Source organism: uncultured Desulfovibrio sp. (genome assembly GCF_910584445.1).
Classification (GTDB): Bacteria; Desulfobacterota; Desulfovibrionia; order Desulfovibrionales; family Desulfovibrionaceae; genus Desulfovibrio.
In genome coordinates this window covers 27,613-51,125 of sequence record NZ_CAJUBO010000016.1, presented here as the reverse complement: position 1 = coordinate 51,125, position 23,513 = coordinate 27,613, and the positions used below count along the sequence as shown (strand labels likewise).

Sequence of the window (23,513 nt, the reverse complement as noted above, 5' to 3'; positions counted from 1 at the left end):
CGACGCATGGACACTCTGGCGCTTATGGGCACCGGCTTCCTGCAAGCCTTGAGTCCCCTCAATCTTGCGCTCATGGCCGCGGCAACGGCCGTGGGCGTGACCATCGGCTGCCTGCCGGGCCTTTCCGCCGCCATGGGCGTGGCCCTGCTGTTGCCGGTCACCTTTGGCATGGACCCGGCCACCGGACTCATCATCCTCGGCGGCATCTACTGCGGGGCCATTTTCGGCGGCTCCATCAGCGCCATCCTCATCCACACGCCGGGGACGCCGGCCTCCGCGGCCACGGCCATCGAAGGCTACCAGCTCACCCTGCGCGGCCAGGCGGCCAAGGCGCTCACCGTGGCCTGCTTCGCCTCCTTCTGCGGCGGCCTTCTGAGCTGCATCTCCCTCTATTTCTTCTCCCCGCCGCTGGCCCAGCTCGCCATGAAATTCAAAAGCCCGGAATATTTCTGGCTTTCGCTTTTCGGCCTGACCATCATCGCGGGCGTGTCGTCCAAGTCCATGCTCAAGGGGCTGATGTCCGGCGTGCTCGGGCTGCTCATTTCCACCGTGGGCATGGACCCCATGGAAGGCGTGCCCCGTTTCATGTTCGGCCAGAGCACCCTCTATAACGGCGTGAACGTCACCTGCGCGCTCATCGGGCTGTTTTCCATGTCCCAGGTGCTCATCCTTGCGGAAAAGCGCATCCAGGCCCGGCCCGCCGCCGCAAAATTCAAGGACAGGTTCGGCCTGAGCAGGGCCGAGGTGAAAAAGATCTCGCCCACCATCGTCCGCTCCTGGATCATCGGCAATATCGTCGGCATCCTGCCGGGCGCCGGCGCGTCCATCGCCTGCTTCATCGGCTACAACGAGGCGCGGCGCTTCTCCAAAACCAAGCAGGAGTTCGGCAAGGGTTCCATCGAGGGCGTGGCCGGCTCCGAAGCCGCCAACAACGCGGTCACGGGCGGATCGCTCATCCCCATGCTCACTCTGGGCATTCCCGGCGAATCGGTCACGGCGGTGCTCATGGGCGGACTCATCATCCACGGCCTCCAGCCCGGACCCGAGCTTTTCACCACCTATGCGGGCATGACCTATACCTTTTTCGCGGGTTTTGTGCTGGTCCAGTTCTTCATGCTCGGCATCGGCATGCTCGGCTGCAAGGGCTTTGCCCACATCGCGCGCCTGTCGGACGCCATCCTCATCCCCTCCATCTTCCTGCTCTGCGTGGTCGGCTCCTACGCCATCCACAACAATGTGGTGGAGGTAGCCATCATGCTCATCTTCGGCGGCATCGGCTATCTGGTACGCAAGTTCGACATGAACGCCACCGCCATCGTGCTGGGGCTGATCCTCGGTCCCATCGGCGAGCGGGGGCTGAGGCGTTCGCTCATGCTCAGCGACGGCGATCCGTCCATCCTCTTTTCCACGCCGTTGTGCTGGGCGCTCATCGCGCTGTGCGTGGTGGGCCTGCTCTCGCCCCTCCTCATGAACCGCATGGAGCGGAAGCTGCGCGAAAAGCACGGCGCCTGAACGCGCGCCGTCACCCCACGGATGCGCCAACGCCACAAAAAACGCCGTTGCGGCGGGTCCCCGGAGGATCCCGCCGCAACGGCGTTGTGAGAGAATGCCCCGCGAACGTGCCGTTCGCCGCCGAAGGCCCTTACGCCTCCGCCGTCGCCGAGGTGTCGGCGCGGCCGTTCAGCTCGGCATTGAGCAGATAGAGGCCCTTGGTGTCGGAGCCGAAAAGCTCGAACTTGGCGATGAGGTCGCTGGTATTCTTTTCTTCCTCGCCCTGCTCGGCGATGAACCAGTCAAGGAACTGGCAGGTGCGGAAGTCGTCGCACTGGCGAGCCTCGCGGTATATGGCGTTGATGAGCGAGGTGACGTACTGCTCGTGCTTGAGCGCGGCCGTGAGCGGCGCCTTGTGGTCCGAAAAGTCCACATTGGGCGCGGCAATGGCCTCCAGCGTCACCTTTTCGTTATTGTCCTGGAGATACTTGAGGATCTTCATGGCGTGCTCCTGCTCCTCACGGGCCTGCACCTCAAACCAGTGCCCGAAGCCGTCCAGGCTCACGCCGTAATAGTAGTTGGAAAACGCCAGATACAGATAGGCGGAATAAAATTCCTTGTTGACCTGATCCTTGAGCAGGGCCGCGACCTTTTCATTCATGGAAGTTTCTCCTTTGCTTGCTGCCGGTGCCGCGTCTTTCACGGCACGCTGCGCTCGGAAGATAGGTCCATCGGTCCCGTTTGACAAGGGCCGGACCCGCATCCATCCGCGCCGCCGCAGGGCATGGCGCCCCCCTATCCGCGCAGGCCGGCGCCCAGCCGGTACGCCTGCTCCGGATAGGGCGTGTCCCGCACCGAACCCTCGGGCCAGACGCCGGGCGCGATGACGCGGCCCGCGTCGCGCCAGCCGAGATAGTCCAGCAAAACCTCGTAGTGCGCGGCAATGGGCGCGGCCTGGGAGGGCGCCGTGTTGGCATAGGTCATGAGCAGGGCCGCGCGCTTGGGGACGTGGATCCTGCCGTTGATGGCGTAGAAACGGTCGATGACGGCCTTGAGCTGCGCGGAAATGCCGAAATAATACATGGGCGTGGCAAAAACGACCATGTCCGCGGGGATGATATGCTCGCGCACGGTCTCGAAATCATCCTTGAAAACGCAAGGGCCGTCCATGCCGCAGGAATTGCAGGCAATGCAGGGATGCACCTCGCTGTGGGCCGCGTCAAAGCGCGTCACGCTGTGGCCGGACTCCACGGCGCCCGCCATGAAGCGTTCGGCCAGCAGGTTGGAGTTGCCGTTTTTCCTGGGGCTGCCGGTAAGCACAAGGATCTTCATCGCGTTTCCCTCCCTTCCGGCGGCGTTCACGGGGGCGGCCAATGGCGTCACGGCGCCCCCCAGGGCCGCCAGGGCCGCTGTCTGCAAAAAAGTGCGCCGGTCCATGGTTCCTCCCGCACACGCGCCGGCTACAGTTCCAGCTCGCGCCGGACGCGCTTGAGTTCCTCAGGGATATTAATGCCCTGCGGGCATTTGGGCAGGCACTGGCCGCACTCGTTGCAGGCCCCGGGCCTGTCGCCGCGCTGGACCGGCGACATGGAGTAGTTGACAAGCCTGTGGGCGCGCGCCTTGTCGCCGTCCGCCTTGTACTGGTTGAAGACCATGTTGAACAGGTAGCCGATAGCCACATTCTGCGGGCAGGGGATGCAGTTGTAGCAGCCCGTGCAGGGGATGGTCCCCGGCGCGGAGCGGTAGGCCCGCGCCGCCCGGCCGATGACGGCCCTGTCTTCGGCATCGAGCATGCCCGGCGCCGAGCGGCCGGCATAAGCCAGATTGTCCCGCACGTTCTGCATGGAAGCCATGCCGCTGACCACCACGCTCACTTCCGGCCTGTTCCAGAGATAATCGAACGCCCATTCCACGGGCGGCCGCCGCCGGGGCGCGGCGTCGAGCACGGCCTGCACCATGGCGGGCGGTTTCACGAGAAAGCCGTTACGCAGCGGCTCCATGATGGAAACGCCCATGCCGTTGGCCGCCGCGTAGTTCAGCCCGACCAGGCCGGCCTCGTGCTCGGTATCGAGATAATTCTGCTGGATGAGACAGAAATCCCAGCCAGGATTGGCGTCCACCACGCGTTTGAAAAGCGGCGCCCCGTCATGGAAAGAAAAACCCGCGAAGCGGATCGCGCCCCGGGCCTTAAGCTCCATCATCCTGTCGATGAGCCTGAAGGGCACCACCTTTTCCTTCCAGCCGCGATGCATGATCATGTGGATATGGTAAAAGTCGATGACGTCCGTCTGCAGGCGGCGGCGCGATTCGTCAAAGAACCTTTCAAAGTCCTCCGGCCGCTCCATGATCCACCAGGGCGACTTGGACGTCAGCCAGATCCGGTCACGGTAGCCGCCGGCCAGGGCCTTGCCGGTCACGGCCTCGCTCTGGCCGCCGAGATACACATAGCCTGTGTCCACATAGTTGAGTCCGTGGTCGATGGCGTGGCGGAGCATGGCGATGGTCCGCGCCTCGTCCACGGTCTTGCCGTCGGCCAGCAGGGGCAGGCGCAGCATGCCGAACCCCAGGGCGGACACGGCCACGCCGGTCAGCCCGTGGGGGCGGTAGCGCATTTCCGGATGAAAATTGCGGATGTTGGACGGCTCCTGGGCGGCCGCCCAGGCCGGAGAGATCCGCGCGGCCGCGGCCATGGCCCCGGCCGCCATGAGTCCCGCGCCGCCCTTGAGAAACGCTCGTCTGTCCATAGGTCCTCCTCTCGCGGGTTTCCGGCAGCGGCTGCCGGGGGGGAACGGACGCACCCGGCGGCGCGCGTCACCGCGCGGTTTCGGGCACGGCGGCATTGACGGCGGCAAGGCCGTTGAGCGTGCGCGGAAAGCCGATGATCGGCAGCATGACCGCCAGCGCATCCACGAGGTTCTGCTTGCTGTTGCCCACATTGACATTGGCGGCGGCGTGCGCCCGCGCCTGCGGATCACAGCCGCCCAGGGCCACGATGGCGCTGAAGGTGACCAGCTCGCGCATTTTGAGGTCAAGGACCTTGCGGGTATAGAGGTCACCGAAGCAGAAGGCGCTCAGGTAGTTGGCGATGACCGCCTTCTGCCCTTCGGGGGCGTTGGCCCGCAGGGCGTCGATATGTTCGCCGCCGAAGATTTTTTTCTGCACGGCGATGCCGTCGGCAAGGCGCGTCTTCTCGTCCACCGTGGCCTGCTTTTCCAGCGGCAGCGCGGCGCCGTGCGCTTTCAGCACGGGATTGACCACGGCCAGGGCCGCCTCCACCCGCGGAAAGCCCACATACGGCGCGCACTGATACAGCGTCTCGCGGATGTCCGCCGCGCTTGCACCCACGCGGAGCGCGGACCCGGCCTGCGCCTCCAGGGGCGCGGACATCTGGATCGCCGTCAGGGCGGCCAGCATGACCAGAGCCGACTGGCGGGCGTCCAGCGTGCCCTGATCGAGGATCTCGCCATAGACGAGGCGGTCGCGCATGGCCGCAAGTTCAGGGTCCGTCTCCGCAAGCGGCGACGGAGCCTCTCCCAGCCATTTCGCCCGGTTCGTTTCCGTTGCCTGCACCCTGTCCATGATCGTTCCTCCTGCATCAGTACGGGCGGCCGCCGGCGCGGACGCCGCCACCACAAGCCAGACAAGCGCGACCAGCATGACCGGCGCTTTTCCTTGCCGCGTTTCGCGCATCATCGTTCCTCCCCGGGCGCCATGCCCAGTTCCCGGAGCCAGCCGCGCAGGGCCGCCGCGGAAATGCCCACGTCCAGCCTGCGCCCCGCAAGCCAGCGGCTGCCGGGGCAGAGTTTTTCCAGGATGGCGCCGCTCTCGCCCAGCGGGCTTCCGCCCGAAGTGGCAAAGGGGATGAACGTCTTGCCGCTGAAATCCCGGCTCTGCACAAAGGTCTCGATGATGCGCGGCGCCTGGTACCACCAGAGGGGAAAACCGACAAAGATGGCGGCATAGGCGGCCATGTCCGGCACGGCGTCCGCCAGGGCGGGGCGGCAGGAGGCATCGGCCATTTCGCGGCTGGAACGGCTCTGCCTGTCGTGCCAGTTGAGGTCCGCCGCGCTGTAGGGCCGGGCGGGCCTGATGGCATAAAGGTCGGCGCCCGCGGCTTCGGCCAGTTGATGCGCCACGCGCGCCGTGGTGCCTGTTGCGGAAAAATACGCCACGAGGATCGTGCTCATATCGCCAGCTCCTTTGCAAAAGGCTTTGGTAGAGGCTTTTTGTTCTGCTTTTTGGTCCATGACGCGCCTGCGCTGTGCGGGCACCGACGAAATCCTCCGTCAACCGAACCGTGAGTGCCGCATGACGCATGCCTTACCTGTTGGGCATGATGCCGGGGGCGAAGGCCGGCGCCGTGAAGACCACGGCGTCCGCGCTCCCGCTCTGCGCCGGATTGCTGCTCACGATGCGTACTTCCTTCTTGCGAGGATGTATGGCTAGGCTTGTGGACAGCAGGTTCTCCCCCCTGTCGCGTCCCGGCAGCAGGATCTGCCCGATGGGAAAGCCGTTGGGGTTGAAAATCAGGACGCGCCCCTGCGACATCAGGGCCACATAGACATTGCCGTCCGCATCCACGCGCATGGAATCCGGCCCGCGCCCCACAAAGCGGTAGGGGATATGCGAACGGAAGGGCACAAGCTCCGTGGAGTCGCGCACGGTGGCCTTGTGCAACTGCTCGCGGGCGTATTCGGTGGCCCAGACGACAGAATCGTTCGGGCTGAGGGCCACGCCGTTGGCCTGCCCCATGGCGGGGATGACCGTGGTGAACGTTTTCAGGTCCGGCGCAAGATAGACGATGCCACCACCGGAAACCGTGCTCGACCCCTTGCAGTCGCTGAAATAGATGCCACCCCTGGCATCAAAGACCAGATCATTGGGCAGGAAGCCCCTGTCGGCATCGACGATCACATCCACGGTCTTTTCCGGCCCGGAAACCGCCAGGATGTACCCCTTCGTGCCCGTCAGGTCTTTGGCCGCCACAAAGAGCCTGCCGTCCGGGCCGAAGGCCAGGCCGCTGGGAGCAAACTCCTCGAAGGCCACATGCTCGGCCAGCCTGTTTTCCGGCGTCAGCGTGAGGATCTTCCTGCCGGTGACATCGCAGAAATAGAGGGTGCCCGCACGGTCGAACACCGCCCCCTCCAGGATGTGACGGTCGCTGCTGACCGTCCTGAGCGGCGCGGCCACCACGGTCTGCAGGCCCTGTTCCGCAAGCGGGATGGGCGCGGGGCCAAACGCGGCGGCGTCATGGGTGAAGCCCTCCTCGGCGCGGGCGGCGGAGGCCAGGAGGACAAGGATCAGACAGAAAAGATAGGGGCAAAACTTTTTCATGGTCCCCTCACGATGCGGAGCGTAGTGGAAACACAGCATCTTCTGCGTGTCATGACAAGACGCAAAACTTGCAATCAATAGCACATTTCTCTCAAACGGCGGGGCACGGGCCGCCCCGGAGACGTGCAGCGGAGGGGTCAGGAGCGCGGGGGCGCCGAACGCCCCCGGCGCCCGTCGCGGGGCAGCGGCAGGACGCAGCGGCCGCGCCCCGTCAGGCGCAGACAGCAGCGGATCAGCAGGAAAAGCGTGAAGAGCGCGGCGCACGCCAGATGGCCGAGCTTGCAGGCCGCATAGGCGCCGCCGTAGACGGACGTATCCTCCAGATTGTGGAGGATGAGGATGATGCCGGTCACCGCCAGCAGGATCACCAGGGCGACGCGCAGCCGCCCCCAGACGGCAAGGCGGAAGCGCCGCCCGCTTTCGCCCTGCCAGACCACGCCCGCGTAGCTGCCGAGCAGGAGCAAGGCCGCCGCCCAGTAATGGATCACCGTGGGCGAGGTGTTCCAGGTGTCGATAAGCCCGTAGCGGTAGGCGAGGGGCAGGTGGGCAAAGCCGCTGAACAGCGCCGCCGCCACGGCCAGGTCCCACAGGACAAGAAAAAAGGAGGAAAACAGCGGCCCGCGCTCCCTCATGGACGCCGTCCTTTCTGGCGGTCGCGCCAGAGGCGCAGGCAGGCCAGCCCGGCGCCCGCGAGGGGCGCGGCCAGCACCGGGCCGAGCAGGCCATTCTCCCGGGTCATGCTGGCGCCCGCCGGCCGCAGGCTCGGGCGCCCGGCGCCGATCTGGTCCTGGCGGAGCAGCTCCACCTCGATATCCCGGAACCGCAGCGCCGACACATAGAGGGTGTTGGTGCCGCCATTGACATTGATGCCATAGATGTCGCCGTTGCGTTCCCGCACGAGCCTGTCCGCCAGCGCCAGCATCTCCGCCCGCGGCCCGAAGTGCTGCGCCTTGCGGGGGCAGGCCGTCACGCAGGCCGGCGCCTGCCCCAGGGCGAGCAGATCCTGGCAGTAATCGCACTTGAAGACCCGGCCGTTGCCGAGAAAGCGCGGCGCAAGGTCAAGATAGACCCCCACGCCCGACTGGCGGCGCGGGATCATCCACGGGCAGAAGCGGATGCAGCGGCCGTCCCCCAGGCAGGAATCCCCGTCGATATAGACGGCGCCCGTGGCGCGCTGCCGGGCCGCCCCGGTGGGGCAAAGATTGACGCACGGCGGATTGACGCACTGCATGCAGCGCCGGGGCAAAAAGATCCTGCGTTCGCCGCCGGCCGTGCGGATCGTGCAGGACTGGAGATACAGCCAGTTGTACGGGGTGAGGCAGTCGGTGGCGTCGCGCCGGTCCGACCAGTCCTGAATGCGGACGCCTGGGGGATACGGCTGGGGAATGGGGCGGACGGGCAGCGGCACGCGGGCGAGATTGCGCGCCCGGCAGGCGGTGACGCAGGCGCCGCAGCCATCGCAGGCATCCACGTCGATGACGGTCGCCATGGACCCCGCCGCGTCCGCCGCGCGGGAGGCTTCGGGACCGGGCAGCAGCGCGCTCACGGCAAGTGCCGCCGCGCCCTGGAGGAAACGGCGCCGCAAGGGCCGGGAAAGACGTTCCATGGCCTGAGCCTAGCCGTTGCCGGAATCAGCGTCAATGTCGGCTTCCCGCGCCTTCTCGAAGGGCGGCGGCGGGCGCCAGCGCCAGAACAGCGCGAGCAGAGGGGCCAGGCCGGCCAGTTCCGCCACTTCCCGCGGCAGAAAAAGGCCCACGCTCCACCACAGCCCCACGCTGGCGGCCGCGCACGCGCCCATAAGCGCCCACTGGCCCAGGCTCATGGGCCGCGCCGCCCACTGGAAATAGCTGACCGTGAGGATGGCTACCCATACCTTGGTAATGGTCAGGGACAGGGCCGCGCCCACCAGCGGACTCGCCGGGATGAGCGTGCAGCAGCAGACGATGTTGACGGCCAGGCCGCTGAGATAAAACCCGAACAAAAGCTTGTGGCGGCGCATGCCGATCATGGCGTACGCCGCGAGGTTGTGCAGAAAGGCCGTGGCGAGGCAGGGCGTGAGCAGCTGCTGGGCGGTCACGGCGCGGGCGTAGTCCGGCCCGTAGATGAAGGGCAGGATGCGGTCGCTCTCCACACAGAGGAAAAAGATCACCGGCAGGGATGCGGCCCAGAGCGAACGGGCCGTCTGCCCGGCCAGACGGCGGAAGGCCGTCCGGCTCTCCTGCCAGAGCCGCGCCAGGAGCGGGAAGATGACCTTGCCGAGCAGGGCGCTGGAAACAAGGACGGAAAGCCCCTCCACCGTCTCCCAGGCCACGCCGTAGCCCCCCACGTCCGCGTCGCCGCCGTAACTTTTCAGGAAGATGACGTTGATCTTGTTGTAGAACATGGCGCAGGCGGCCATGCCCGTAAAGATGAGTCCGTGGCGCATCTGGCGGGCCAGATGGAGCATGCCCGCAAACCCCACGCCCGCAAGGGGGTTGCGCCCGAGCGCCATCAGGGAAAGACCGATGGCGAGCACTGCCTCAAGGGGCTTGAACAGGGCGATGGCAAGCGGCGGCGCGCCCGCGAGCACGCAGACGATGCCGTAGCCGATGCCCACCAGGGCGGAGGGCACGCGGATACGCATCTCCACATCCTGGCGGCCGCGCGCCTGACAGAGATTGAAAAAGGAATCGGCCACCGCGTCCAGGCCCAGGCCGGCGGCAATGGCAAGGACCACGAGCCGAAGCTCCGGGCTGTAGTCCTGCCAGCCTGTCACGAGCCAGGTGACGCCGAGGGCCGCGGCCAGAACGGCAAGCTTGAGCCAGCTCACTTCGCCGAGCAGCGCGCGGGGCCGGCCCTCGCGCCGGGCAAACGTGGAAAGGAGAAAGTCGTTGAGTCCCACATCGGCCACGGTCTTGACAAGATAGCCGAAGGTGAGCGCCAGGACGATCTGGCCGAGAATGTCCGGGCTGCGCCGGGCAAGCAGGATGGTGAACGCTGTCCAGGAGAGGTCGCGCGTCCATTGCGCGCCCAGGATGTAGCCGAGGCGGCGCGGTATGCTCTTCAGCTTCATTGGGCCGCCGCTTGCCCGCCCCCGCCGAAGTGCACCACCGCCTTGAAGCCCGGCTTGAGCACCAGATCCGGGTTGGGCACGGTGAGTTCGACCGTATAGTAGGAGGGATTCGCCACATTCATGTCCGTGGAGATCCAGGAGATCTCATTCACGATGCCCGTGAACTTCCGGTTGCCGAGGGAGGGGATCTCCACCACGGCCTTGTCGCCCACCCTGATGGTGTTCACGTCGGCCTCATAGACGGGCACCTGGATGAGGACGGGATCGAGCTGCCCCACCTGGATGGGCGTGGCGCCGGCGCCCACCAGATTGCCGGGGTTGAGATTCGCGTCCAGCGAGAGAACGTAGCCACTGATGGGCGATGTGAGCACCAGGGTGTCGGGAAGTTCCTCGCCCTCGGTGATGGGCTGGCCGTAGTAGCCCCCCAGTTCCTTGAGCCGCGCCGCGAAATTGCTCTCGTTCTTGCGGATGGTGGACTGGAGGAGGCCGATGCGGTCGCGCAGCGAGGTCACGTTGGCCTCCAGCCGCGAAAGCGCCTGTCTGGAGCCAAGGCCCGAGGCCACGAGCTGGCGCGCCTTGTTGCGCTCGGCGCTGGTCTGCGCCAGCTGCCGTTCCAGATCCAGCACCTGGCTCTTGAGGTCCTCGGTGCCGGCGCCGTTGGTCACTTCACGCTGGAGGATCCGCTCCGCCTCGTCCTGAAGGTGGTAGCGCATGAGCGGCGCGCCCGCCTCCACGGCATCGCCGGGCTGGACGAGCACCTTGTCCACCACGGCGTTGAACGGCATGGGCACGGCGCGCGAGACCGTCGTCACCACCTTGCCCGTGAGGATGACGGCTTCCGCGGCGCGCGACTCGGCGGCAAAGAGCAGGAGCGCCGCGCACACGACGGCGGCACACGAACACAGGACCCCACGCGGGGCGCAAGCGGCGCGGAACATCAGAGAATCTCCTTGGCGGGCAGCCCGAGGAACCGCTCCTGAAGCAGGTTGGCGAGATACATCCATTCCAGCTGGGCAAGCCTGTAGTCCAGCTCGGCCTGGATATAGGCAATGCGCGCATTGGTGGCCGCTTCCTGGCGACTGACCATGTCCGGCAGCTCCGCGGTGCCCTCGTCAAAGGAGATGCGCGCCTCCTTGTACTGCATTTCCGCGGTGTCGAGCCGGGTCTTTTCCAGCTTGAGCTGCGTTTCGGCAAGCGCCACACGCTGTTCGGCCTGGAGCCACTTGTTGGAATATTCCGTGCGCTTGCGCGCCATCTCGTGGAACGCCTGCGCCTTACGCATGCGGGCCGTCTGAACGTCGCGGTAGCGACGCCCCCAGTCGATGAGCGGAAAATCAAAGTTCAGGTGCAGAAAGGTGTCTTCCTGGCCGCTGGGGGGCTGGTACTGGCCCGCCGGAGGGTAATTGTTGATCTGGAGCGTCATGTCGGGCACATACTGCGCCCAGGCCACCATGATGTTGAAATCGCCGAGCTTCACCTGGGCGCGCAGGAGGAGGTCGTCCTCGGTGCAGCTCCAGCGGTCTTCCCACTTGAGGGCGTGGCCGTCGAAGCCCGCCAGGATGCCGTTGGCGCTCTCCGCGTCCACAGTGAGGCGCTGCTGCGGCTCCACCCCGGCGATGATCTTGAGCTGGGTGCGCTGCATGACCTCTTCCATATTGGTCTTCTCGACGGTCAGCTCGCGCTCGCGCTGGCGCTGGTTTGCCACGTCAAGGGCCACGCCCTGGCGGCCTTCCACCACCTCCACCTGCTGCCAGTAGGCCACGAGGGTCTTGCCGAGGGGCAGGAGTTCCTTTTCCACGGCGAGGATCCTGCGCTGCGCCTCCAGCTTGAGGTACGACTGGGCGATCTTGTAGATGACCTCGCCCACGGCCTTGCGGTGGGTGGAAATGGCGACATTGACCAGAGCCTTCTGCACCTGATGCTCGAAATAGGTAGCCACCGGATTGGGGAAGGCCGCGTAGAAACCGGCGCGCAGCTTGGTGCGCCCGTAGTCGCCCGGCGTGTCATGGGTATCCATGTTGTAGCGGGTGAGATTGTTGGAGACCGTCAGCGTCATGCGCGGTTCGGGCAGGTACTTCCACACCGCGTTGGTGAGCGCCACGCGCTTGATCTCCAGATCGACCGCGCTGTTCACGAGCAGGGGCGACTGCTGGATGGTCAGAAAAACGCAGTCCTCGAAGGTGAAGCTCTTGGAAGGGTCGTACAGGTTGGGGATCGCGGCCTCAAGCTTGCCCTTGTTCTCCACCGGCACGCCGGGGACCTCGTCCAGCCAGTGCCGCGCGGGCAGTTCCGGCGACTTGAGTCCCGCCTTGTTGGAGGCGCAGGCCCCGGTGAGCAGAACGGCCGCCGCGAGCAGCAGCGGCACAGCGCGGCGCAACGCCCCGGCGGCTCCACGGCAGGGTCCGGCAAGGGCGCCGCGCGTCCTGATGATGCGGAAAAACGAAAAAAGCTGACTCATGGGCGTGTATCCTTCAAACCGCCGGCCGTTCAAATTCCAGATGGTGCAACGTCAGCGCGACAGACCCGTCGGCTCCGGAAATCTGCGCGTCAAAGCGGACACGGTCCCCGTCGTCCCAGGTGCGCCGCACTTCCAGACCGGGGCTTTCGCCGCGGCACGCCCCCGCGCGCCCGTCTTCCCGCGCCGGGGCGCCGTTCCCGGGCACGGAGCCGAAACGGATGAAGCCCGCGCCCCCGCACCGCCATGCCGGGCGCCCCGCCGAAGAAGCCTCCCCATGGCCGGCCGCGGGGGCGCCGCCCTCCTGTTCCAGGATCAGGAGGGCGCTCTCCATGGCCGCGGCCGTCAGGCGCAATGCGTCAGCATAGCCCCAATCCGCCCGCGGAGCAACGGGGCATGCGCCGGGCATCCCGGAGGCGTCCGCCCCGGCGGTCCCCGCCTCGCGCATCCCGGCCCTGAGCGTTCCGGCATGGACAGCCAGCACATCGCCCGCAGCCTCGCACCGCACCGGGCGCAGCCGGGAAATCATCCGCCAGGCCGGCCCGAAGCCCAGGCGGGCATAGAGCGGCTCCAGCGCCAGGTCCGCCCCGGCGGCGCGGCCTCCATCGCCGGGCAGCGGCGGCAGGGGAGCCAGAGGCGGCGCTTCGCGGGGACCGGATGCCAGAAGGGCCATGCCTTCGGCCACCGGCGCGAAGGTGTCCGTGTGCCTGCCGTTGGCCGCCAGCTCCCGGATGGCAAGCGCGACACGGCACATGCGCGTCATGGCGCCGTCATGCATGATCCAGGGCTGGGCGCGCGCCGTGACCCGGCCCTCGCGGGTGATGCCCGGCGGCAGGAGCGGCGGGGCGAAAAAGCGCACGTCGGAAAAGCCCGTGACCGTCAGCCAGGGCAGGAGCAGCCGCGCCCCTTGCAGCAGGGCAAGGAGCGCGCGGGAAAAGGGAAGCCACGCGGCAGCTCCCGAGGGCGCCCGGCCGCCATGTTCGGCAAGCGCCGGGTCCGCGAAACGGGAAAACTGGCAACCGCCCTGAAAAAGGCCGCTTTCCGGCGGCAGGGGAGGCAGGGAGCCGGCCCAGGGTTCGGGATAGACGGGAGCGAACAGTTCGGGCCTGTCGATCAGGGGGGCGGGCCGCCGCTCGGGCGCGGGCCGCGCTGTGGCGGGCGCCCCGGCGGCGGACTCCGCCTCCGCCAGGGTCAGGAGCACGGAACGGCCGCCGCCCAGAAAGAGTTCGGCGGCGCACTGGTCCCCCAGGGCGTCCCTGCCCGGCCGGCGCCCGTCATCCAGCAGAGCCAGGACAGGCGCGGCGCCGGCGGCGCCCATGGCCCGCATCCAGCCGCCCACGGGAGCGAGGATGTCCCCCTCTCCCGCCAGGGCCGCGGCGGTCTGCGCCGGTGTGCCGCGCCAGCGGCGCAGGCAGGCGAACCAGACGCCGTTTTCGGCATGCCGCGCGCGCCACGCGCCGCAGGCCGCCGCCAGCGCGTCCTCCCGGCTCCCCTGCGGGGCGGGGGCGCCGGTCGCCAGCGATGCGGGCGGCGGCACGAGAAAGATGCCATCCAGCCGCCCTTCGGCGGCACGCAGGCCGTCCAGGGCGGCCGTCAGCGCTTCCGGCCCGCTCGCGGCGTCAAGCTCCAGCGGCAGCAGATGGCTGCCCGCGCGGACCAGCGGCGCGCAGGCCGGCGCGCAGGCGCGGGGCACGCCCAGCGTGGCGGAAAACGCGGCAAGCCCGCTCCAGAGTTCCGGCAGGAGCGCCGCATCCAGAACGCACAGGGCATAAACGCCGCCGGGTCCCACCCCCGGGCCGGTGCCGCCAGGGTCCAGCGGCAGGGGCATCGGGCGGCCATGGGGCGCGCCGCCTTCCAGCAGGGCAAAACGGCGCAGGGGCGGAAAAAGGGCTTTCCGCCGGACGGCCCGCCCGCGCTCCCGCGGGGCGCTTGCGGCCCCTCCCCCGGCGCCCAGCAGGACGCGCACCAGATCGCCTACGGTGGTCACCTGGAGCAGGGCCTCAAATTCCACCCGGACGCCGAGACGGCGTTCGGCTTCCTGCAACAGGAGCGGAAAACGGCTGGAGCGCAGGGCGAGATCGTAGCGCAGGTCATGCTCGGGGCGCAGCGCGGCGCGGGGCCTGCCGCAGGACTCGGCCACCAGCTCCAGTATCCGGGAGACCTGCTCCGTATCCCGCCCGAAGAGCGCCTCCGCCGGGACATCCGGCGCGGCGCCCGCCACGGGCGCGACAGGGGCGACAGAGGCATCCGGCGCCGCTGGCGCCGCGTCTTCGGGCGCGGGGTCCGCCGGGCGGCGCGCGGCGGCGAGCCGGCAGATGCGCGGGAAGGAAAGATGCCCCAGGGCATGGAGGCGGGCGCACGCCGCGCGCATGGCCGCCACCTCGTTGCCCTTGCGGCCGGCGGAAAGGCACAGGGCGCGCGGCTCGCAGTCCGCCACCAGGCCGCAGAGCGTGTCCTGCGGACCCAGTTCGAGAAAATGCCGGATGCCGTCGCGCCGCCACATGGCGTCCACGCAGTCCGTCCAGATCACGGTATTTTCGTCAAGGTCCGTGATGTAGCGGCAGATGGAGGGCTGGTCGTGCGGATAGTGGCCCGCGGTGATGCCGCTGAGCATGGGCACGCGCGGCGCGCGCATCTCCAGGGCGCCGAGGCGCCGCTGCGAAAGGTCCCGGAGGATCCGCATGCCGGGATGGTGGAAGGCCAGGCTCACGTTGAGCAGCATGGACGGGATGCGGCGCTTGCGAAGGGCCGCGCGCGCCGCCTGGAGCGACTGGCGCGGTCCGCTGAGGATGAACTGGCGCGGCGTGTTGCGGTTGGAGACGTAAATGTCGGGCCAGTTCGCCAGCGTCTCGTCGATGACGTCGCTCTCCGCGTGGACGGCCATCATGCCCGTATCCCGCGTGGCCCGGGCCTCCAGCTCGGCCATGTGCCCGGCGCGGGTCTCCAGGATGTACCAGGCCTCCTCCAGCCCGTAGATGCCCGCGAGCGAAAGCCCGATAAGCTCGCCGAGACTGTGGCCGCAGAAGAGCGCGGGCGCCAGCCCCAGGGAGGCGAACTGGCTCCACTGGGCATATTCGAGCAGAAAGAGATAGGGGATCTGGCGCCGTGAATGGCTGATGGCTTCCACATCGGTCTCGTCCATGAGGCCGAGCACGTCCCAGTCGGCCAGGGCGGCCACCCGGTCCATGGCCGCGCGCGCGGCGGGAAAATTGTCGTACAGTTCGCGCCCCATGCCGGGCCAGACCGAGCCAAGGCCGCAGCACATGACCGCCAGCGGCGGCGCGGCGGCATCCGGCGCGAGCCAGACGCCACGGGCGGCAAGGGACTCCAGCGCATGGGCGTCGGGCGCAACGCCGAGAGCGGCGGCCTCTTCCCGCCAGAGCGGCGAAAGACTGCCGAGGCGCCAGCCGGCGCCGTCCTGACGCAAAAGCGCATACCGCACGCCGTCCAGCGCCGCCTCAAGGGCCTCCGGCGCGGCGTCTCCGGCGGGAGCGGCCGTTGCGGCGGCGGGCGGCGGGCAAGGCGGTGTTCGGCGTTCGTCCCTTGGCATGCGCGATGTCCTGCGGCGGATTTTCTGTGGCGGGGTATGGTAGGCCGTATCCCGGCCCATGTCCAGCCCGGCCGCCCCGCGGCATCCCATGGCCTTCCGCGCCATTCCGGGCTTGCCTTGCGGCAAGGCTTGCGCTAGACATGACTTAATAGAACGTTGTGGGTATTTCCGCCGCGATTCTCCTGGCGAAGGATATGCGCGGAGCAGCTCCGCGCCGGACATATTTTTCTTTTAAGGGACAAGGCATGAAGAACGACCATTCCGCTCCGGCTGAGGCCGGACAGCAGGCAGACGGCAGGGCCGGCTTCAACCGCATGCGCTCCAAGCTCTCCTTCGAGCGCATGGTGGACCTCGCCGCCGGCATGGGGCTGGAAAATCCGCTGTTCGCCTGCCACGACCAGGCGGCCAAGGCCACGACCCTGATCAATGGCAAGGAATATATCAATTTTTCCACCTACGATTATCTGGATATCAACGCCCATCCCGAAATCACGGCCGCGGTGGCCGAGACGGCGGCGCGCTTCGGCACCTCCGCCGGGGCCAGCCGCCTGGTGGGCGGCGAACGGCCGCCGCACCGCGAGCTGGAGCGCGCCTTCGCCGAACTCTACGATGTGGAGGACGCCATCGTCTATGTGAGCGGCCACGCCACCAACGTCTCCACCCTGGGCTTCATGTACGGCGCCCGCGACGCCATCTTCCACGACGGTCTGGCCCACAATTCCCTGGTGCAGGGCGCGCGGCTTTCCGGCGCCACGCGCTATTCCTACGAGCACAACGACTGCGACGCCCTGGAGGAGATGCTCAAGGCGCACCGCGCCCAGCACAAGTACGCCATCATCGTCACCGAGGGCCTGTTCAGCATGGACGGCAACATCCCGGACCTGCCGCGCATCATCGAGCTGAAGAAAAAGTACGACTGCATGCTCCTGGTGGACGAGGCCCACTCCCTGGGCGTGCTTGGCAAGACCGGACGCGGCGCGCGCGAATATTTCGGCATCGACCCCACGGATGTGGACATGTGGATGAGCACGCTCTCCAAATCCATGTGCGGCTGCGGCGGCTTCATCGCCGGCCGGGCCGACCTGGTCCGCTTCCTCAAATACGGCTCGCCGGGCTTCGTCTTCAGCGTGGGCATGCCCCCGGTCATCGCCACGGCCTGCCACAAGGCCCTGGACATCATGCTCCGCGAGCCGGAACGCGTCCACCGTCTCCAGGCCATCAGCCAGTATTTCCTCCATTACGCCCAGAGCAAGGGGCTGGATACGGGCGCGGCCCAGGGCTATGCCGTGCTGCCGGTCATCGTCGGCGACTCCATGGTTTCCGGCTTCCTGTCCCAGGCGCTCTTCAAGCGCGGCATCTATGTCATGCCCATCTCCTTCCCGGCGGTCAAGGAAGGCACGGCGCGCCTGCGTTTCTTCATTTCCGCCTCGCACACCGAAGAGCATGTGCGTACCGCCGTGGATGCCGTGGTCGAGGAATTGCCCAAGGCCAAGGCCCTGGTGGCCGAGTTCCAGGCGGCCCACGGCGCCGGGAACTGAAAGGGCGCCCGCGCTCCGCTCCTGTGCCGCCCTGCCCGGCCACGCCGCCGGAAGCGGGTCCCCCGCGCCGGCCCGGGCATATGCCCCTGACTGCCGGGGAAAGCCGCCCGCCGGAGAACCCCATGCCCAACGTCGCTTCCCCCGCCACAGCCTCCGCCGGGACCATCCCCGCAGGGAGCGGACCCGCCCCGGAGACTTCCCGGCCGCCGGCCGCCGATGCGCCGGCCGTCGCGCCCCTTGTCATGGCCTATGTGCTGCTCTGGTTTCCGCTCTCCTCCGAAACCTTCATCTTCCGCGAGATCGTCCAGTTGCGCGAGCAGGGGCTGGATATCCACGTCTATACCATGTACGGCGCGGCGTTCAGGGGCTGCTCGCGCGAGATGCGCGCCTATGACGGCCCGGTGCGGCGTTTGGGGATGCGGGCGTTTTTCCGCATCTGGGGGGCCTTTTTCCGCGCGCTCAGACGCCGGCCCGGCCTTGTCTTGCGCCTTCTGCGCGAGGGATTTTTCCGGCGCATGCGGAATCTGGAATCCCTGGGGGAAAATCTCTGGTGCTTCATGGCCGGTTTCCTCCTGGCCGAGTGCTGCCGGCGCGACAAGGTGGAACTCATCCATTCCTCCTGGGCCAACGGGCCGGCCACGGCGGCCTGGGTGGCGTCGCGGCTCACGGGCATCCCCTTTGCCTTCACGGGCCGCGCCGGCGATATTTATCCCGAGGACGGCCTCCTGCGGGAAAAATCCCGCGACGCGCTCTTCATCCGCACCAACAACGCCGCCAATGTGAACTGGCTGCGGCGTTTCTGCCCCAGGGGGGAGGAAGACAAGGTGCGGCTCATCTACAACAGCCTCACCTTCACCGAGCGTGAGCCGTGCGCCATGCCCATGGAGCCGCCCTATCGCCTGCTGGCCGTGGGCCGTTTCGCCAGGACCAAGGGCTTTCCCGAGCTGCTCACGGCCATGGCGCGGCTCAGGCGCGAACGCGTGCCCGCGCGCCTGACCCTCGTGGGCGACGGCGCGTGGCGGCGCAAGCTCACCGGGCTGCGCCGGCGCCTCAGCCTGGAAGACTGCGTGGAGATGCCCGGCTTCGTCCCCCACGACGAGCTGCGCCGCTACATGCAGACCCATGACATCCTGGTGGTGCCGAGCGTGGTGCACGGCAACGGCGACCGCGACGGCATCCCCAATGTCATCATGGAAGCCCTTTCCATGGGCATGCCCGTCATCGCCACGGATGTCTGCGGCATCGCCGAGGTCATCCGCAACGGCGAGACCGGCCTGCTCGTGCCCCAGCGCGACCCGGCGGCCCTGGCCGACGCCGTGCGCTCCATGCTGGCCGACAGGGAGCGCGCCCAGGCCATGGCCCGCGCCGGACGCGCCCTTGTGGAAACCATGTTCGACCGCCAACGCAACATCGCCGCCCTGCGCGACCTTTATGAAACCGCGGTGCGCTCCCGCCCCGTCGCCGGAAAATGATGTCCCTGCCGGTCACGCCCCATCCCGCGCCGGAACCGCGGCCTTCGGCAAAGCGCCCCCTCACGGTGGTCCTGAGCCTCGATGTGGAGGAGGAGGGGCTGTTCGGCGGCCGCTACGCCTGCCGCGCGCCCGGCGTGCGGAACACGGCCGCGCTGACGCGCCTTGCCCCGCTTCTGGAACGCGGCGTCCGTCCCACGCTCTTCTGCGCGCACAGCGTCTTTGCGGATGCGGATTCCCGGCGCGTGCTCGCCCGCCTCAGGGATGTCCACGGCGCGGAGATCGGCGCCCACCTCCACCACTGGAACACGCCCCCCCTGACGCCGGAAGCCGCCGCCGCGCCCGGCGGCATGCTCGCGCGGGTGCCCGCCGCCGCCGTGCCGGACGGATGCATGGCCGCCAAGCTGGCGACCCTCTTCCGGGCGGGCGCCGATTTTCAGGGGGCGCCCCTCACCTCCTTCCGCATGGGCCGCTGGGACCTGCATGCGCCGCTCTGGCCCCTGCTGGAGGAACAGGGCGTGCGCTGCGATGCCTCGGTGCGCCCGCTCCACTGCGGAAAACCCGCGTCCGCCAACGCCGATCCCGACCATTTCGACGCGCCCGCCGATCCCTACTGGGTGGGCGAAGGGACCACACGCCTGCTGGAACTGCCGCTGACCGTGACCCCGCTCTTCCCCTGGCTGCCGCGCCTTGCGCGGGCGCTTCCCGGCGGGGCGGGCGCCGCCCTGCGCGCGAGCCTGCGCCACTGGGGCGCGCTGGCGCTTTTGCCCGTCCAGCATCCGCTCCCGCTCCTGCGGCTCACCACCCTGCTCCATGCCGCGCGCGGCGGGCGCGTCCTTTCCCTGACCTGGCACTCTTCCGAACTCTTTCCGGGCGGGGCGCCGCATATGCCGGATGAGGCGTCCGTGCGCCGCTTCATGGAAAAAATGCTCGCCTATCTGGACTGGCTGGACGCAACGTTCGCCGTCCGCTTCCTCACCCTGGAAGAGCTGCGCCGCGCGGCGGAACACGGAGATTTCCGGCCCGGAAGCGCTCCGGCCGGCGCCGGCGACTGGACAAGGCCGCCAAAAACGGTAGAAAGGAAAGGCATGGACAGCCGGATGCCATCTACGGACACTTCCGCGCGCTTCTGGAGACATCCCTCCCCGGAGGCCCGCTCATGAACGCCCCGACACGCGGGCGCCGGCACGCCGGGAATGCTCCGGCCGCCCAACCGCCCCTGCCGCCACTTCCCCCCGGCCTGCCCCATGTGGCCTATGTGCTGCTCTGGTATCCGCTCTTCACCCAGCCGTTCATTTTCCGCGAGGTGGAAGCCCTGCGCCAGCGCCTGCCCCTGACCGTCCACACCCTCTACGGCCGCAATCTGCGCCACTGCTCCGAGGAAATGCGCGCAAAGGCCGGCCATGCCCGCGTCTCCGGCATGCGGGCCGCGCCGCGCTTCTGCCTGGAGATCCTGCGGCAGCTCTGCACCCATCCCGTGCGGCTCTGGCGCCTGTTCCGCCGCAGTTGCTGCCGCCGCTGGCAAAGCTGGGAGATCCTCGGCGAAAACCTCTGGGCCTTCTGCGCGGGCGTTTCCCTGGCGCGCCGCTTCCGCGAGGATGGCATGGACATGGTCTATGCCCCATGGCCGCGCGGCGCCGCCACCGCCGCCTGGGTGGCCGCCACCCTGGCGGGCCTGCCCTTTGCCACGGCCGCGCGCGGCGACAATCTGGAACCCGCCGACCCGGACCTTGCCGACAAGTTCGCCGCCGCGATCCTGGTGCGGGCCAACAACGCGGCGGATCAGGCCCGCATCGAATCCTTCGGCCGGGGCGAGGCCGGCGGCAAGACCGCGCTCGTCTATAACGGGCTGACCCTGCCCGCGCCCGGCCGGGACGTGACGGACGGGACGGCGCGCTTTGTGCCCGGACCCTTGCGCCTGCTCGCCGTGGGCCGCTTTGACGTGACCAAGGGCTTTGACGTGCTGTTGCGCGCCTGCGCCCTGCTCAAGCAGCGCGGACTCGACTTCCGGCTCACGCTCGCCGGGGGCGGCGGCAAGGTCATGGGCCTGGGCGGCATGGAAGACAAGTTGCGCCACCTGCGCGCGGAGCTGGGCCTCAGCCGGGACGTGGACATGCCGGGCCTGGTCTCGCACAACGAACTGCCCGCCCTGCTGGCCGAACATGACATTTTTCTCGCGCCCTGCGTGGTGCATGCCTCGGGCCGGCGCGACGGCATCCCCAACACCGTCATCGAGGCCATGGCCTATGGCCTGCCCGTGGTGGGAACCACGGTCAATGCCCTGCCCGAAGTGGTGCGTCATGGCGAGACCGGACTCACGGTGGCGCCGGGCGATGCCGAGGCCCTGGCCGAAGCGGTGCTGCGCCTGGCCGCCGATCCCGCCGCGGCGCGCCGCATGGGCCAGGCGGGCGCGCGGCTGGCAAAGGAAATGTTTGACCCCGACGCCAATGCGGACCGCCTGGGCGCCTTCCTCGCGGAAGGGCATGCCCGCTGGCGCGCCGGGCATCCGCGCCAGGGAGCGGACCCATGTGCGGCATAGCCGGCATCCTGCGCCTGGACGGCAGCCCCCTGCCCCCGGGCGTCGGGCGCGCGCTCAGGACCATGACCGACAGCATGGCCTGCCGCGGGCCGGACGGCGAGGGCTTCTGGCGCCATGGCCCGGTGGCCCTGGGTCACCGGCGGCTCTCGATCATCGACCTTGCGGGCGGCAGCCAGCCCATGCTCAGCGCGGACGGCAGGCTCTGCGTGGTGCACAACGGCGAGATCTACAATTTCCGGGAGCTGCGGCGCGAGCTGGGCGCCCGGGGCGTCACGTTCCGCACGGAATCGGACACGGAGCTTGTGCTCGCGGCCTATGCCGCCTGGGGCGAGTCCTGCCTGGACCGTTTCGAGGGCATGTTCGCCTTTGCCCTCTGGGACGGGCCGCGCCGCCGCCTCTTCTGCGCCCGCGACCGCTTCGGCAAGAAGCCCTTTTTCTATACCCTGCAGAACGGCGTCTTCTGCTTCGCTTCCGAGCTTTCCGCCCTGGCCCTGCTGGGGCGGCCCGAACCGGCGGCCGCCGCGCCGGACGGGCAGGAGGGCGCGTGGCCGGACTTTCTGCCCCTTGGCCTCCACCTCGACGCCACGGCCCTCATGCGCTACCTTGCCTATGAATATGTGCCCACGCCGCAGACCATGTACCGCGAGGTCCGCAGCCTGGAACCCGCGCATTTCCTGCTCCTGGAGGCCGGGAACGCGGCGGCGCCCCGGCCCGCGCGCTACTGGGACCTGCCCATGCCCGCGGCCGCGGCGCCCGGAGACGAGACTGAACTCTGCCTCGAGCTGGAACGGCTGCTGGCGACCGCCGTGCGCCGCCGCCTGGTGAGCGATGTGCCCCTGGGCGTTTTCCTTTCCGGCGGCATCGACTCCTCCATCGTGGCCGGACTCATGGCCCGCGAATCCTCCTCCCCGGTCATGAGCTTCTCCATTGGCTTCGAGGAGGCGAGCTACGATGAATCGCGCTATGCGCGCCTCGCGGCCTCGGCCTTTGGCACGGATCACCATGAGCGCATCCTTTCGGCGGCGGAATGCGCGGAGGAACTTCCCGGCATCGTGAGCCGGATGGACGTGCCCATGGCCGACGCCTCCTGCGCGCCCACCTGGCTGCTCTCCGGCGTGGCGCGCGAGCGCGTGACCGTGGCCCTGGGCGGCGACGGCGCGGACGAGCTGTGGGCCGGCTACGAACACTACATCGGCTACAGGATCGCCCAACGCTACAATGCCCTGCCCGGCTGGCTGCGGCGGGGCGTCATCGAGCCGCTGGTCCGCCGGCTGCCGGCGTCCGCGGGCTACATCAACCCGCGCCTGGCGTGCGAGACCTTTCTGCGCGGGGCCGCCGCGCCGGACTGGCTGCGCGTCCAGACCCTGCTCACCGCTCTCGGGCCGGAGCTTCAGGCCACACTTCTGGACCCGGCGTGGCTGGGCCGCCATGGCGGCAACGACGCCCTGCGGCCGGAAGCGCTGTTCGCGCCCACCCGCCGCCAGTACGAACACTGGCTGCCCCGGGACGCGGCAACGCCGCTGGCCCGCGCCTTCCATGTCTATGTGCGCCAGTTCATGCTGGATGACATCCTCGTCAAGGTGGACCGCTGCTCCATGCTCCACTCGCTGGAAGTGCGCGCGCCCTTTCTGGACAGGGATGTGGCCGAATTCGCGGCGCGCCTGCCCGTGGGCCTGCGCCTGCATGGCTTCAGGCGCAAGTACCTGCTCAAAAAGGCCTTTGCCGGGCTGTTGCCGCCCGAGATCCTGCACCGCAACAAGCGCGGCTTCCAGATCCCGGTGGCGGAATGGCTCAGGGGCAAGCTGCGGCCGCTCATGGAAGACCTGCTCGGCGAGCGGGCGCTGGCGGCCCAGGGCCTGTTCGCCCCGGCCGCCGTGCGCGCCCTTGTGGACGCCCACTGCTCGGGCCGCGCGGACCTGCGTAAGCCCCTGTGGACGCTCATGGTGCTCCAGCTCTGGCTCCGCGCCAATCCGGCGGATTTCTGAACGGACCGCCGCCCGGCGCATCTTGCCTCCCGGCGCGGCGTGCCTATATTTCCCGGTGGCGGTCCGCGGCCGGCATCCGCGCGGCGCCTGATACAGCCCC

The 23,513-nt window shown here is 68.5% G+C and carries 18 protein-coding genes; 6 read left to right on the top strand and 12 right to left on the bottom strand.

Annotation, left to right across the window (positions count from 1 at the left end):
- The first annotated feature begins 6 nt into the window (after nt 1–6).
- Nucleotides 7–1,512: a tripartite tricarboxylate transporter permease gene (locus QZ294_RS08415; RefSeq protein ID WP_297048931.1), complete on the top strand. Its 1,506-nt coding sequence runs from the start codon at nt 7–9 to the stop codon at nt 1,510–1,512.
- Nucleotides 1,513–1,642: 130 nt separating this feature from the next.
- On the opposite strand, the gene QZ294_RS08410 is transcribed toward QZ294_RS08415, so the two are convergent.
- From QZ294_RS08410 to QZ294_RS08355, 12 genes are all read right to left on the bottom strand, one after another.
- A complete protein-coding gene (locus QZ294_RS08410) occupies nt 1,643–2,152 on the bottom strand; it encodes a ferritin (protein WP_297048928.1) in 510 nt (169 codons plus the stop codon).
- Nucleotides 2,153–2,286: 134 nt separating this feature from the next.
- A complete protein-coding gene (locus QZ294_RS08405; protein ID WP_297048926.1) occupies nt 2,287–2,928 on the bottom strand; it encodes a flavodoxin family protein in 642 nt (213 codons plus the stop codon).
- Between the two features lie 23 nt (nt 2,929–2,951).
- Entirely contained in the window at nt 2,952–4,235 is a 1,284-nt protein-coding gene (locus QZ294_RS08400) for an aldo/keto reductase (RefSeq protein ID WP_297048924.1), read from the bottom strand.
- 67 nt (nt 4,236–4,302) lie between these two features.
- Complete coding sequence (locus QZ294_RS08395) at nt 4,303–5,148, bottom strand: carboxymuconolactone decarboxylase family protein (protein WP_297048922.1); 846 nt, start codon at nt 5,146–5,148, stop codon at nt 4,303–4,305.
- A gap of 32 nt (nt 5,149–5,180) precedes the next feature.
- The gene (locus QZ294_RS08390; RefSeq protein WP_297048920.1) at nt 5,181–5,678 is read right to left on the bottom strand and encodes a flavodoxin; all 498 of its coding nucleotides are present in this window, start codon (nt 5,676–5,678) and stop codon (nt 5,181–5,183) included.
- Nucleotides 5,679–5,811: 133 nt separating this feature from the next.
- A complete protein-coding gene (locus tag QZ294_RS08385) occupies nt 5,812–6,825 on the bottom strand; it encodes an SMP-30/gluconolactonase/LRE family protein (RefSeq protein WP_297048918.1) in 1,014 nt (337 codons plus the stop codon).
- A 137-nt stretch (nt 6,826–6,962) separates the two neighbouring features.
- Nucleotides 6,963–7,457: a FeS-binding protein gene (locus QZ294_RS08380; protein WP_297048916.1), complete on the bottom strand. Its 495-nt coding sequence runs from the start codon at nt 7,455–7,457 to the stop codon at nt 6,963–6,965.
- Nucleotides 7,454–8,431 (bottom strand): 4Fe-4S dicluster domain-containing protein, encoded by a 978-nt coding sequence (locus tag QZ294_RS08375; protein ID WP_297048914.1) that lies wholly within the window; start codon nt 8,429–8,431, stop codon nt 7,454–7,456. The genes QZ294_RS08380 and QZ294_RS08375 overlap by 4 nt, the downstream gene beginning before the upstream one ends.
- A 9-nt stretch (nt 8,432–8,440) precedes the next feature.
- Nucleotides 8,441–9,877, bottom strand: coding sequence for an oligosaccharide flippase family protein (locus QZ294_RS08370; protein WP_297048911.1), 1,437 nt, complete (start codon nt 9,875–9,877; stop codon nt 8,441–8,443).
- The gene (locus tag QZ294_RS08365; RefSeq protein WP_297048910.1) at nt 9,874–10,815 is read right to left on the bottom strand and encodes an efflux RND transporter periplasmic adaptor subunit; all 942 of its coding nucleotides are present in this window, start codon (nt 10,813–10,815) and stop codon (nt 9,874–9,876) included. The genes QZ294_RS08370 and QZ294_RS08365 overlap by 4 nt, the downstream gene beginning before the upstream one ends.
- A complete protein-coding gene (locus tag QZ294_RS08360) occupies nt 10,815–12,335 on the bottom strand; it encodes a TolC family protein (RefSeq protein WP_297048907.1) in 1,521 nt (506 codons plus the stop codon). Before QZ294_RS08360 ends, QZ294_RS08365 begins: the two co-directional genes overlap by 1 nt.
- Nucleotides 12,336–12,348: 13 nt before the next feature.
- A complete protein-coding gene (locus QZ294_RS08355; protein ID WP_297048905.1) occupies nt 12,349–15,882 on the bottom strand; it encodes an acyltransferase domain-containing protein in 3,534 nt (1,177 codons plus the stop codon).
- Nucleotides 15,883–16,127: 245 nt separating this feature from the next.
- Between QZ294_RS08355 and QZ294_RS08350 the strand changes: the two genes are divergently transcribed.
- From QZ294_RS08350 to asnB, 5 genes are all read left to right on the top strand, one after another.
- Entirely contained in the window at nt 16,128–17,420 is a 1,293-nt protein-coding gene (locus tag QZ294_RS08350; protein WP_297048904.1) for an aminotransferase class I/II-fold pyridoxal phosphate-dependent enzyme, read from the top strand.
- Between the two features lie 242 nt (nt 17,421–17,662).
- Nucleotides 17,663–18,892, top strand: coding sequence for a glycosyltransferase (locus QZ294_RS08345; RefSeq protein WP_297048951.1), 1,230 nt, complete (start codon nt 17,663–17,665; stop codon nt 18,890–18,892).
- The gene (locus QZ294_RS08340; protein ID WP_297048901.1) at nt 18,889–20,052 is read left to right on the top strand and encodes a glycosyl transferase family 1; all 1,164 of its coding nucleotides are present in this window, start codon (nt 18,889–18,891) and stop codon (nt 20,050–20,052) included. The genes QZ294_RS08345 and QZ294_RS08340 overlap by 4 nt, the downstream gene beginning before the upstream one ends.
- Nucleotides 20,049–21,428, top strand: coding sequence for a glycosyltransferase family 4 protein (locus QZ294_RS08335; protein ID WP_297048898.1), 1,380 nt, complete (start codon nt 20,049–20,051; stop codon nt 21,426–21,428). The genes QZ294_RS08340 and QZ294_RS08335 overlap by 4 nt, the downstream gene beginning before the upstream one ends.
- On the top strand, nt 21,416–23,413 hold the full coding sequence (asnB, locus tag QZ294_RS08330) for an asparagine synthase (glutamine-hydrolyzing) (RefSeq protein WP_297048896.1): 1,998 nt from the start codon (nt 21,416–21,418) through the stop codon (nt 23,411–23,413). Before QZ294_RS08335 ends, asnB begins: the two co-directional genes overlap by 13 nt.
- The last annotated feature ends 100 nt before the right edge of the window (nt 23,414–23,513 follow it).

Bases quoted from the DNA above. Each gene is read 5' to 3' on its own strand.
- QZ294_RS08340 (WP_297048901.1), top strand. From the start codon at position 18,889: ATGATGTCCCTGCCGGTCACGCCCCATCCCGCGCCGGAACCGCGGCCT.
- QZ294_RS08360 (WP_297048907.1), bottom strand. From the start codon at position 12,335: ATGAGTCAGCTTTTTTCGTTTTTCCGCATCATCAGGACGCGCGGCGCC.
- QZ294_RS08395 (WP_297048922.1), bottom strand. From the start codon at position 5,148: ATGCTGGTCGCGCTTGTCTGGCTTGTGGTGGCGGCGTCCGCGCCGGCG.
- QZ294_RS08345 (WP_297048951.1), top strand. From the start codon at position 17,663: ATGGCCTATGTGCTGCTCTGGTTTCCGCTCTCCTCCGAAACCTTCATC.
- QZ294_RS08375 (WP_297048914.1), bottom strand. From the start codon at position 8,431: ATGGAACGTCTTTCCCGGCCCTTGCGGCGCCGTTTCCTCCAGGGCGCG.
- QZ294_RS08370 (WP_297048911.1), bottom strand. From the start codon at position 9,877: ATGAAGCTGAAGAGCATACCGCGCCGCCTCGGCTACATCCTGGGCGCG.
- asnB (WP_297048896.1), top strand. From the start codon at position 21,416: ATGTGCGGCATAGCCGGCATCCTGCGCCTGGACGGCAGCCCCCTGCCC.
- QZ294_RS08410 (WP_297048928.1), bottom strand. From the start codon at position 2,152: ATGAATGAAAAGGTCGCGGCCCTGCTCAAGGATCAGGTCAACAAGGAA.
- QZ294_RS08405 (WP_297048926.1), bottom strand. From the start codon at position 2,928: ATGGACCGGCGCACTTTTTTGCAGACAGCGGCCCTGGCGGCCCTGGGG.
- QZ294_RS08400 (WP_297048924.1), bottom strand. From the start codon at position 4,235: ATGGACAGACGAGCGTTTCTCAAGGGCGGCGCGGGACTCATGGCGGCC.
- QZ294_RS08365 (WP_297048910.1), bottom strand. From the start codon at position 10,815: ATGTTCCGCGCCGCTTGCGCCCCGCGTGGGGTCCTGTGTTCGTGTGCC.
- QZ294_RS08355 (WP_297048905.1), bottom strand. From the start codon at position 15,882: ATGCCAAGGGACGAACGCCGAACACCGCCTTGCCCGCCGCCCGCCGCC.
- QZ294_RS08335 (WP_297048898.1), top strand. From the start codon at position 20,049: ATGAACGCCCCGACACGCGGGCGCCGGCACGCCGGGAATGCTCCGGCC.
- QZ294_RS08350 (WP_297048904.1), top strand. From the start codon at position 16,128: ATGAAGAACGACCATTCCGCTCCGGCTGAGGCCGGACAGCAGGCAGAC.
- QZ294_RS08385 (WP_297048918.1), bottom strand. From the start codon at position 6,825: ATGAAAAAGTTTTGCCCCTATCTTTTCTGTCTGATCCTTGTCCTCCTG.
- QZ294_RS08380 (WP_297048916.1), bottom strand. From the start codon at position 7,457: ATGAGGGAGCGCGGGCCGCTGTTTTCCTCCTTTTTTCTTGTCCTGTGG.
- QZ294_RS08390 (WP_297048920.1), bottom strand. From the start codon at position 5,678: ATGAGCACGATCCTCGTGGCGTATTTTTCCGCAACAGGCACCACGGCG.
- QZ294_RS08415 (WP_297048931.1), top strand. From the start codon at position 7: ATGGACACTCTGGCGCTTATGGGCACCGGCTTCCTGCAAGCCTTGAGT.